The 10,250-nt window shown below is 65.5% G+C and carries 14 protein-coding genes; 13 read left to right on the plus strand and 1 reads right to left on the minus strand.

Annotation, left to right across the window (positions count from 1 at the left end):
* The first annotated feature begins 83 nt into the window (after positions 1 to 83).
* From ASD45_RS07120 to ASD45_RS07145, 6 genes are all read left to right on the plus strand, one after another.
* A complete protein-coding gene (locus ASD45_RS07120) occupies positions 84 to 302 on the plus strand; it encodes a hypothetical protein (RefSeq protein WP_056910848.1) in 219 nt (72 codons plus the stop codon).
* 163 nt (positions 303 to 465) lie between these two features.
* The gene (locus ASD45_RS07125; RefSeq protein ID WP_244485230.1) at positions 466 to 876 is read left to right on the plus strand and encodes a DUF930 domain-containing protein; all 411 of its coding nucleotides are present in this window, start codon (positions 466 to 468) and stop codon (positions 874 to 876) included.
* Between the two features lie 36 nt (positions 877 to 912).
* Positions 913 to 1,605 (plus strand): SDR family NAD(P)-dependent oxidoreductase, encoded by a 693-nt coding sequence (locus ASD45_RS07130; protein ID WP_056912641.1) that lies wholly within the window; start codon positions 913 to 915, stop codon positions 1,603 to 1,605.
* A gap of 8 nt (positions 1,606 to 1,613) precedes the next feature.
* Positions 1,614 to 2,162 carry a hypothetical protein gene (locus ASD45_RS07135; protein ID WP_156380739.1) on the plus strand — a complete coding sequence of 183 codons (549 nt, stop codon included), beginning with the start codon at positions 1,614 to 1,616 and terminating at the stop codon, positions 2,160 to 2,162.
* The gene (locus ASD45_RS07140; RefSeq protein WP_056910850.1) at positions 2,146 to 2,883 is read left to right on the plus strand and encodes a transporter substrate-binding domain-containing protein; all 738 of its coding nucleotides are present in this window, start codon (positions 2,146 to 2,148) and stop codon (positions 2,881 to 2,883) included. The genes ASD45_RS07135 and ASD45_RS07140 overlap by 17 nt, the downstream gene beginning before the upstream one ends.
* A 157-nt stretch (positions 2,884 to 3,040) precedes the next feature.
* Positions 3,041 to 3,274: a hypothetical protein gene (locus ASD45_RS07145; RefSeq protein ID WP_056910851.1), complete on the plus strand. Its 234-nt coding sequence runs from the start codon at positions 3,041 to 3,043 to the stop codon at positions 3,272 to 3,274.
* Positions 3,275 to 3,356: 82 nt separating this feature from the next.
* Here ASD45_RS07145 and ASD45_RS07150 read toward each other — a convergent pair whose 3' ends face one another.
* Entirely contained in the window at positions 3,357 to 3,617 is a 261-nt protein-coding gene (locus ASD45_RS07150) for a hypothetical protein (protein WP_082540700.1), read from the minus strand.
* Positions 3,618 to 4,328: 711 nt separating this feature from the next.
* Between ASD45_RS07150 and ASD45_RS07155 the strand changes: the two genes are divergently transcribed.
* From ASD45_RS07155 to ASD45_RS07185, 7 genes are all read left to right on the plus strand, one after another.
* Positions 4,329 to 4,526, plus strand: coding sequence for a hypothetical protein (locus ASD45_RS07155; RefSeq protein WP_056912642.1), 198 nt, complete (start codon positions 4,329 to 4,331; stop codon positions 4,524 to 4,526).
* 110 nt (positions 4,527 to 4,636) lie between these two features.
* Positions 4,637 to 4,972 carry a GYD domain-containing protein gene (locus tag ASD45_RS07160; RefSeq protein ID WP_056910853.1) on the plus strand — a complete coding sequence of 112 codons (336 nt, stop codon included), beginning with the start codon at positions 4,637 to 4,639 and terminating at the stop codon, positions 4,970 to 4,972.
* 111 nt (positions 4,973 to 5,083) lie between these two features.
* The gene (locus tag ASD45_RS07165) at positions 5,084 to 6,046 is read left to right on the plus strand and encodes a tripartite tricarboxylate transporter substrate binding protein (RefSeq protein WP_056910854.1); all 963 of its coding nucleotides are present in this window, start codon (positions 5,084 to 5,086) and stop codon (positions 6,044 to 6,046) included.
* Positions 6,047 to 6,168: 122 nt separating this feature from the next.
* Positions 6,169 to 7,050 (plus strand): hypothetical protein, encoded by an 882-nt coding sequence (locus tag ASD45_RS07170; protein ID WP_156380740.1) that lies wholly within the window; start codon positions 6,169 to 6,171, stop codon positions 7,048 to 7,050.
* 29 nt (positions 7,051 to 7,079) lie between these two features.
* Positions 7,080 to 9,038, plus strand: coding sequence for a biotin carboxylase N-terminal domain-containing protein (locus tag ASD45_RS07175; protein WP_056910856.1), 1,959 nt, complete (start codon positions 7,080 to 7,082; stop codon positions 9,036 to 9,038).
* A gap of 5 nt (positions 9,039 to 9,043) precedes the next feature.
* Positions 9,044 to 9,625, plus strand: coding sequence for a hypothetical protein (locus tag ASD45_RS07180; RefSeq protein ID WP_162249390.1), 582 nt, complete (start codon positions 9,044 to 9,046; stop codon positions 9,623 to 9,625).
* 39 nt (positions 9,626 to 9,664) lie between these two features.
* Positions 9,665 to 10,105: a DUF1489 family protein gene (locus ASD45_RS07185; RefSeq protein ID WP_056910858.1), complete on the plus strand. Its 441-nt coding sequence runs from the start codon at positions 9,665 to 9,667 to the stop codon at positions 10,103 to 10,105.
* Positions 10,106 to 10,250: the final 145 nt, after the last annotated feature.

Raw genomic sequence — 10,250 nt, forward strand, 5'->3', positions numbered from 1 at the left:
ACTTGCCAATCCGCCATTGTCTCGGTCCGGGCGGCGCGTTACCCCTTCCGCAACTGCGCCCCTGCAGACCGCGATCGTGCTCCATGCCCAGCGCTCCCAAAAAACCACCCGGCCATTCCTGGGACGTCTACTTCGTCTATCTCGAAGACGGCGAGGACGACAGCATGCAGGTGGAAGGCTGCTGGACGGCGGAGGAGGCGATCGCCAAGGCGCGCGACGCGCTCAACGCCTACGCCAAGAGCGACGACGACAAGGACCAGTTCGAGATCGTCGCGGTCATTCGCTCCGATGCGGAAATCTAGGTCGGGCGGCGACAGACACGAGCCTTACGGTCTAGAATGAGCGCATGAAACGATCCGGCCCGTCAGGGCCCCATAAAAACCCATTTCATGCCCCTAATCGGCGCTGCGCGGGCGGCGCAACCCGGATACTCCCATGAGGCTGATGCGGACGAGGTGGATTGGCGTGGCGGCTGCCGCCGTCATGAGCGGGCAGGTGGCCTGCGCTGCTGCGGCGCCGCGGCATGAAGACACTTCGGCTGCGCGGATCAAGGCGATCGTCGAGAAGATGAAAACGCTGGCGCCCAACGAGCGCGCCGAGCAGCGCTGCAACGCCAAGGCGCTTGGCGTCATCACCCGCGAGCAGAAGGGCTTCAGGCCGGACGAGATCATCGCCTACGCCTTCGCCGATGTCGCCATCGACAAGGACCGGGTGGTGGCGCGCGGCGCCGCCTTCCGCAATCGCGGCGAATGGTACCGGCTGTCCTATCAGTGCCAGACGGCGGACGAAGGGCTGTCAATCGTGTCGTTCAGCTATACGATGGGCAGCCGCGTGCCGAAGGATCAGTGGGCCGAGCATTTTCTCGTGCCGCAGTGACGCCTTTGGCTTCCGTTGTCCGTGGAGCCGCTTCCAGTGCCCTTCAAATCCGCCCTCATTGTCGGTGCCGGCTCCGGCCTGTCCGCCTCGCTCGCCAAACTGATGCTCAAGGACGGTATGCAGGTTGCGCTGGCGGCGCGGTCCACGACCAAGCTCAAGGAGTTTGCCGACCTGACCGGCGCCCGCACCTTCGAATGTGATGCGGCGCAGGTCTATGACGTCGAGAAGCTGTTCGGCGATCTCGACGCCGCCCGGCTGACGCCCGACGTCGTGGTTTACAATCCAAGCTACCGCGTGCGCGGGCCGCTGCTTGAACTCGATCCGGCCGAGGTCGAGAAAACCCTGGCGATCACCGCCTTCGGCGGCTTCCTGGTGGCGCAGCAGGCGGTGCAACGGATGCTGCCGAAAGGTGAGGGAGCGCTTCTGTTCACTGGCGCGTCGGCCAGCGTCAAAGGCTATGCGCAGTCGGCGCCTTTCGCCATGGGCAAGTTTGCGCTGCGCGGACTGGCGCAAAGTCTCGCCCGCGAACTCGGACCGCAGGGCATTCACGTCGCGCATTTCGTGATCGATGGCGGCATCCGCAGCACGCGGCGGCCGCCCGATCCCGACAAGCCGGATGCCATGCTCGATCCCGACGCCATTGCCGAGACCTACATGCAGACGCTAAAGCAGCCGCGCAGCGCCTGGAGCTTCGAGGTCGAGCTGCGCCCCTGGGTCGAAAAATTTTGAAGGCCGCCATGCTGCGCTGGTTGTCTGCCGCACTCGTCATGGGCGCATTGGCGCCGCTGGTTGCACTCGCGCAGGCGCCTGACACCAGGCCCGCCGATGCCAAGCCTGCCGAGACCAAGCCTGCCGAGACCAAGCCTGCGGAGAGCAAGCCGGCGACGCCGAAGGTCTATATCCCCGGCCTCGAGCAGTTCATGAACGTCATCCTCACCGAGCACAACAAGCTCTGGTTCGCCGGCCGCGCCCGCAACTGGCCGCTGGCGGCCTACGAACTCGGCGAGATCAAGGAAGTGATGAGCGATGTGCAGGACTTCGTGCCGGTATTCAAGAGCCTGCCGCTCGCCGACATGATGGACGCCGTCATCGTCAAGGAGATCGCCGATCTGGAGAAGGCGATCGAAGCCAAGGACCCGAAGGCTTTTGCCGCCGGCTTCGATCGGCTCACCGCCGCCTGCAACGCCTGTCACCAGGGTACCGAAAACGGCTTCATCGTCATCAAGCGGCCGACGCGGCCGACCTTCACCAATCAGGACTACCGCCCGCATGACCGGCAGCGCTGAACTGGCTGAACTCGCGCCCACCGGCACGCTGCGCGGCGGCGTGGTGGTTGCGCCCGTCAAATCGGTATCCTTCGCGGCCAAGGACGGCGATGGCGCCGCGCAAGGCGTGCCGGTCGATCTGCTGCGGGCCATCGCGGCCGATCTCGGCGTGCCGCTGGCGTTGACTGAATTCCCGAATTCCGGACAACTGACCGACGCCGTCGCCGAAGGCCGCAGCGACATCGGCTTCATGCCGCGCGATGCGGCGCGCGAGGCGCGCGTCGCTTTCGGTCCGAGCATCTACCTGATGGCGAGCACCTATCTGGTGCCGGCGGGCTCCGGCATTCACTCCATCGACGAGGTCAATCGTGCTGGCGTGCGCATCGTCGCCATCGCCAACACCACGACGGCGCGCAGTGCACGGCGCACCGCGCCGCTCGCCGCGGTCGAGGAGGTCGCCGGCGTCGATATCATGGTGGCGATGGCGCAGCGCGGCGACGGCGATGCCTTCGCGCTGTCGCACGATTCCTTTCTCGGTTTGCTGCCGCACCTGCCGGGAGCGCGCATTTTGCCCGGACAGTTCCAGGAAACCGGCGTTGCCGTCGCTGTTCCGAAAGGGAGGCCGCGCGCGCTGTCGCTCGTCACGCGCCTCATCGAGGAAGCCAAAACATCGGGCGTCTTGCGCCGCGCGTTCGATGCCGCGGGATTTGCCGAACTGCCGCTGGCACCCCGCGCAAGCTGACGCGTTATCGTGGCGTCGTCGAGCGTGCTGGTGTGATCGTAACACCCTGCATGAGCGCGCATCTGCCTTGCGGAACTCGCGCGAGCGCTAGCGCATTGATCTGTTAAAGTCTCGAGTAACGGGGCGAAACCATTGCATCAAGCGCAAGGAGTTAGCCATGACCTATCGCGTTTACAGCGGCCCGAAGGGCGCGCCCGATCCGTCGCCGATCGAAAAACAGAAGATGCTTTACAAGGAGTTCATCTCGCTCGATGAGGCGCTGTGGTGGGCCAACCACCTGTCGCGCCGCGATCGCGTGGCGCTGTCGATCGAAGGCGACGACGGCACCCGTATGGATCGCCGAGCCATCGGCGCGGCGATCGCCGTCGCCCCGCAGGCCCGATCGGCCTGACGACCGTCACAGCACCTGTTCGAAACGCAGAAAGCCCCGCCGGTTCCGGCGGGGCTTTCTCGCTCTCTACGTGTTCTTTAGATTAGCCGCGTGGTTCGGCCGGCCGCACGGCGCGGTCCGCCTGGACATTGGCGGTAACGCGGTTCCACTGATGCCGCGCGCCCTCGCTGAGTTCGTGCCATTTCACGCTGACCACATCCCAGTTCACCATCGGCCGCGAGGCGGTGACGGAAGTTCCGGTCGTGACGTCGCCCGTGGCAGTGTTGCCGTTGCCGCTGTCGTAAATGTAGGCGCCGCCGATGGTCAGCAGCGCCCCCAGGATCATGCCCAAAAACAATCGCATTGCTCGCGCCCTCCGAAGGGTTGGCTCATCGCACACGAACGTCCGGCGGGCCGCCGAAGTTCCCTAAAATTGTATCGGACTGGCCCCGCCGGGGCCTCCGCGGACGGTCCTGCGGCATTTGCATAGAAACACCGCGCATAGCCGCCGGTATGATTTTAACTAGCTGAAATAGCTAGTCTTTTTCCCGAAAAAACTTCCCACCTTCGGGTAAATTGCTGCTATATTAGAAATATGAGTACACAGTCGCAGAAGGCCGCCCGCCGGCCGGCCAAGTCCTCCGGTCGCAGCGTCAAGAAGGTCACCAAATCGGCGCGGACTTCCGAAAAGAAGTCCAAATCGTCGCGGGCACGGGCGACCGCGCGGACATCGCGCGCCGCCACCGTCGGCACCGCCAAATCGCCTCGCAAGAACGGCGCCAAGATGGCGACCGCGACCAAGCCGGCGGTAAAGCAGTCCGCGGCCAAGCCGGCGACCACCAAGACTATGATCAAGCCCGCGACCAAACCGGTCGAGAAGCCGGCGGCCAAGTCAGTCGCCAAGCACGTTTCCAAGATCGCGGCGAATATCGCGGCCAAGGCCGCCGCCAAGGAGGCGCTGAAAGCGCGCCAGGCGGAACAAGAAACTTTGTCGGAAAGCGCGCTGGTCGCGCTGACCATGATCCGTACGTTCTCCCCGCCGGTGCAGCCGGTTCAGGCACCGGAACCCGCACCAGTGAACACCGCATACAAGTACAAGGTCGGCGACGCCGTCTATTTCACGTCGCCGAGTTTCGGCCGCGCCGCCGCCAGCGGCGCTTATACGGTGATCAAGGTGTTGCCGTCGGACGGCGAAGATCGCCAGTACCGGATCAAGAGTTCGGTCGAGGCGTTCGAACGCGTCGCCAAGGAAAGCCAGCTCGAGCGCATCTGACGCGCGAGGGCTGCTGCTGCCATCCTCCCATGAGCAAGCTCGCGCGGCGCATCCGCCGCCGCTTTCGGCTATACTCGCCCGCGCATTGAATCGCAGCGGAGAGGGTGGCGATGCCGATCTACATCACGCAGGGGCGTTATACGCGCGACGCCATCAAGGGCATGCTGATCAAGCCCGAGGATCGCGCCGAGGCGGTGTCGCGCCTGCTGGCTAAGGTCGGCGGCCGCCTGGTCGGCTACTACGTCACCTTCGGCGAATTTGATTTCCTCCTCATCGCCGAGGCACCTGACAACACGCAGATGGCGGCGGCGCTGCTCGCCGCCGGAGCCGGCGCCGGCGTCACCGATCTCAAGACCACGGTGGCGATGACGTCGATCGAGGCCAAGGGCGCCTTTGCCGCGGCATCCGATCTCGCGCCCGGCTTCAAGTCCGCCGGCGGCGTCTAGCGCCATCAAATTTCAGAAAACCGCTGACAATCCGCTCCGGCGCGACCTAGTATCGCCGCCGGCGACGCCCATTCGTGCCGCCGATAACAAAAGACGGGGAGGACATCCTTGATGCGCGCCACCTTGCGCCTGTTCGCGCTGATCGTTGCCGCTTGCTGTGCGGTTCCGGCAGCGGCCGACACCTATCCGAGCCGGATCGTGAAAATCATTGTGCCGTTCGGCGCCGGCGGCCCAGCCGACGTCTATGCCCGCGTGCTGGCCAAATATCTGTCCGACGAAACGGGCCAGTCCTTCGTGGTCGAAGACCGGCCCGGCGCCGGCTCGCTGATCGGCACCGATGCCGTCGCGAAGTCGCCGGCCGATGGCTACACGCTGCTGCTGATGTCGAACACCCACACCACCAATGAATCGCTGATCCCCGACAAGCCGTTCAAGCTGATGCGCGACTTCGTGCCGGTCGCCAGCATCAATTATTCCGACCTGATCATGGTGGTGCACCCGTCGGTGCCGGCGAGCAACGTCGCCGAGTTCATCGCGCTGGCGCAAAAGGAGCCCGGCAAGCTGAATTATGCCTCGTCGGGACCGGGCACGCCGTATCACATGGCCGGCGAGCTGTTCAAAGCCATGAGCCACACCAACATCGTCCACGTGCCGCACCGCGCCTCCGGCGACGCGCGCAACAGCGTGCTGGCCGGCACCGTGCAGATGATGTTCGACGCCGTCACGACGATGACCGCGCTCGCCAAGGACGGCAAGGTCAAGGCGCTCGCCACCACCGGCCTCAAGCGTAACCCGCTGACGCCGGATCTGCCGACGGTCGCCGAGACCGTGCCGGGCTATGAGGCCACCATCTGGCTCGGCCTGATGGCGCCGAAGGGCACGCCGCCGGAGGTCATCGCTTTCCTCAACAAGGCGGTGAATAAGGCGATCGAGCTGCCGGCGGTGAAGGAAGCCTGGCTGAAGCAGGGCGCCATCCCCATGCCGATGACGCCGACCGAGTTCGAGGCCTACCTCAAGAAGGACATCGACAAATGGGCCGAGGTCGTGAAGGTGTCCGGCGCGACCGTCCGCTGAGCTGAGGTTTAGAGGGGATCGGGTCGCGAAATTGCCTGTTCCTGGCCGCAATTTGAGGGCAGGAGGTGCTTCCGGCTATCATGACGCCGGAAGCGGAGCGGGCGAGGAGTGCCGATACCATCATGACTGTCCTACAACGGCTCATCGTGCCCGGTGTTGTGCTGGCGGTCGGTCTGGCCGGCGTTTTTGTCGTCGCCGACGCGCTCAGCCGCAATGACCGCGCCGCCGAGCGCCGGGCGCTGCTGGCGCGCAGCGACGATCTCACCGCCCGGGCGCTGGCGTCGGGATCGGCGCTCGGCTGCCTCGACGCCGCCGCCGGCGACGCCACCGAAACCGCCTGCGAAGCCGCCGTGTTCGCCTCGCCGCAGGCCACCGCCGCGGCGGTCGCCTATATCAGCGCGCGCCTCGAGCTGCTGGCCGACGCCAAAGCCATGGAAAAGGCGATCCCGGACGTCGCGCCGCGCTTCGCCGGCACCCGCCGCGCCATCGAGCTCGACCGCTTCGGCATCGCGGCGCACGTCCTGAGCGAACGCGACGGCTGCACGGCGGCGCAATGCTCCGGCTTCGCGCTGGTCGCCGACGCCAACGTGCTCAAGTCGAACATCAAGGCGCAGATTTTCGACCAGTACGTCTCGCGCCACGCCGCCGCCTGGAACGCGCCCGCTGCGGCCCGCCCGGCCGCGCCGGAGGTGTCGCAGGCCGTGCCGCCGGCGGTCCTGCCGGGGACCTTGCCGCAGACCGCATCGGCACAGCCGTCGGCCGAGGCGCGTCCGGTATCGTCGAAATACGATTTCCCCTCCGCCGCCTCGATCCCGCCGGTCAGCATCATGAACTCCGAGCCGCCGCTGTCGAAGGAAGCGGCCGCCGCCAAGGCCGAAGCCTTGGTCAAGGCCGCGCCGGGCGACAAGACGCCGCCGCTGCCGGTCGAGCCTTCCAAGACCCCGGTGCCGCCGAAGCGTCCACAGGCGGCCAACGAACCGGCGGACATTGCCCCGGCACGCTAGTATCGTCTCGCCGTCAACCGGGCCACCGCATGTTCAAATCCGTCCTCATCGCCAATCGCGGCGAAATCGCCTGCCGCATCATGCGCACCGCCAAGCGGATGGGCATGCGCACCATCGCGGTCTATTCGCAGGCCGACGCGAACGCGCTGCACGTCAAGCTCGCCGATGAGGCGCACCTGATCGGCCCGGCGCCTGCGGCGCAGAGCTACCTGGTGATCGACAAGATCATCACCGCCGCCAAGGCGTCGAAGGCCGAATGCATCCATCCCGGCTACGGCTTCCTCTCCGAGAACACCACGTTCGCCAAAGCCTGCGCCGACAACGGCATCGTCTTCGTCGGCCCGCCGCCATCAGCAATCGAGGCCATGGGCCTCAAGGATCGCGCCAAGGCGCTGATGGAGAAGGCCGGCGTCCCGGTGGTGCCCGGCTATCACGGCGACAAGCAGGACGCGGCGTTCCTCAAGCGCAAGGCCTACGAGATCGGCTATCCGGTGCTGATCAAGGCGGTGGCCGGCGGCGGCGGCAAGGGCATGCGCCGCGTCGACAAGCACGCCGACTTCGACGACGCGCTCGAAGGCGCGATGCGCGAGGCGCAGAATTCGTTCGGCGATGCCCGCGTGCTGATCGAGAAATACGTCACCGCGCCGCGCCACATCGAGATGCAGGTGTTCGCCGACAGCCACGGCAACGCCATCCATCTCAACGAGCGGGATTGCTCGCTGCAGCGCCGCCATCAGAAGGTCATTGAAGAGGCTCCGGCGCCGGGCATGAGCGCGGCGTTGCGCGCCGAGATGGGCGCCGCCGCCGTCGCCGCGGCGAAGGCCGCCGGCTATGTCGGCGCCGGGACTATCGAGTTCATTGCCGACGGCGCCGGTGGCCTGAAAAGCGGCGGCTTCTGGTTCATGGAAATGAATACGCGGCTGCAGGTCGAACATCCGGTGACCGAAGCAATCACCGGCCTCGATCTGGTCGAATGGCAATTTCGCATTGCCGATGGCGAGAAGCTGCCGCTAGCGCAGGCAGAGGTGCCGCTCGACGGTCATGCCGTCGAGGCGCGGCTTTATGCGGAAGATCCGGAGCGCTCGTTCCTGCCGTCCACCGGCAAGTTGATTGCGCTGGAATTTCCCAGGGGCGAGGGGCTGCGCGTCGATACCGGGGTCGAGGCCGGCGACGAGGTGACGCCGTTCTACGACCCGATGATCGCCAAGCTCATCGCCCATGCATCGTCACGCGAGGCGGCGCTGGATCGTCTTGCCGATGCGCTCGAAGCCACCACCGTGATCGGCCCGCGCAGCAATGCCGGCTTCCTCAGCCGGCTGTGCCGGGCGCCGGATTTCCGCGCCGGCGCCTTCGATACCGGCTTCATCGATGCGCATCTCGCCGATCTCGGCGCCGGGCCGCAGCCGCTCGATCACGAGGCCATTGCCTTCGGCGCCCAGGCGCTGATCGAGCGTGAGCGCGAACTGCTGTCGGAACGAACCGCCAGCTATGACTCGCCGTGGGACGCCGATGACGGTTTCCAGTTGTCCGGCACGCGCCGGCTGATCGTTCCCATCGTCGCCGAGGGCCACAAGCTCAACGCCGAAGTCGTCTATGAGGCCGGCGAGGCCAAGGTCAGCGTCGAAGGTGCTGCGCCCGCCGCCGATGCCACGGCGATCGCGACCGACGATGCGGTCTTCGTGCTGCGCCACGGCCGCCAGACGCGGCTCGCGGCGCGCGATCTCAGTCTCAGCGAAGACAGCGAGGCCAGCGGCGGCGGGCTCATCCGCGCGCCGATGCACGGCAAGGTGCTGGCGCTGCTGGTGGAGCAGGGCGCCTCGGTGGCGCGCGGCCAGCGTCTTGCCATCATCGAGGCGATGAAGATGGAGCACACGCTCACCGCGTCGATCGACGGCACCGTCGCCGAAATCGCCGCCTCGGTCGGCGCGCAAATCGCCGAAGGCGCCAAGGTGATGGTCATTACGGGATCGGCAAACGGGGGGGAATGACGGACATGACTGCCGCGACCTTGTCGACCGACAATGCGCCGTCTCTCATACGGCTTCATTATCTTTGGTACGTCGCTGGCGCGCTCTGCGTCATGGTCGCCGCGATCGTGAGCCGTAACATCTGGTTCCTCAACTGGGTGCACGTGATGTGCGGCATCCTGTGGACCGGCATCGACCTGTTCATGGGCTTTGTTCTCGGACCCATCATGCGGACTCTGGACATTTCGGTCCGCAAGCAGATCCTGCTCAAGCTGACGCCGCGAACGCTGTTTCTGATGCCCACGCTCTCGATCATCACCGGCACGGCGGGCTGGTTTCTGGCCGTCGAGCTCGGCTTTACCGCGCTGCAATGGCCGCAAATCGCCTGGGTCTATGCCGCGCTGGTGCTGGTGACGCTGATGACCATTCAGGGCCTGGGCTATCTGCTGCCAACCAATTTGCGCGTCTGTTTCGAATTGCAGAAGGCGCAGCCGGACGGCGCAAAAATTCGTCGGCTGATGAGCGGTTATTTCTACGCTGTCGCAGCGCAGGGGACAATGCAGGTCGCGATCATCGTCGTCATGGCCAAGTTCGTTTCCGGGATTTGATCGTCGAAGTCCCGGCCGTTATTTGTTCGGATATCTGAAATGCCGCTGCACTTGATCAAACTATCGGTTGGAACCGACTCCATCGCCGACCTGCAAGGCTGGATCGACGACAAGATCAAGGCGCAGAAGAAGCGCGGCGTGAAGAAGCCCGAGCGCATCCACACCACGCGCATGGTGCCCAAGCGCGCCGACGAGCTCAAAGACGGCGGTTCGATCTACTGGGTGATCAAGGGCCAGATCCTGTGCCGCGAGACCATCCTCGACGTGCAGCCCTTCACCGACAAGGACGGCATCCATCGCTGCAAGCTGGTGCTCGATCCCAAATGTATCCCGGTCGAGCCGCGGCCGCGTTCGGCTTTCCAGGGCTGGCGTTACCTCGAGGACAAGGAAACGCCGCGCGACCTCACCAAGGCCGCCAAGGGCGCGATCCACATGCCCGAGGACATGCGGCGCGAGCTGATGCAGTTGGGCCTGCTGTAGCCCGTTCCGTCGTCTCCGCGCATAGCCGCTCGTCCGGACGACTTGACAGTATTTGATCCTAGGATTATAAACGTTCTCGTCCAATCCTGCCGGGGGCGTCAGCTAGAGGCGTCTTGATGATGGCATCGGATGCGGTGCCCGCGGG

Origin of the sequence: Pseudolabrys sp. Root1462 (assembly GCF_001426945.1) — a bacterium.
Classification (GTDB): Bacteria; Pseudomonadota; Alphaproteobacteria; order Rhizobiales; family Xanthobacteraceae; genus Pseudolabrys.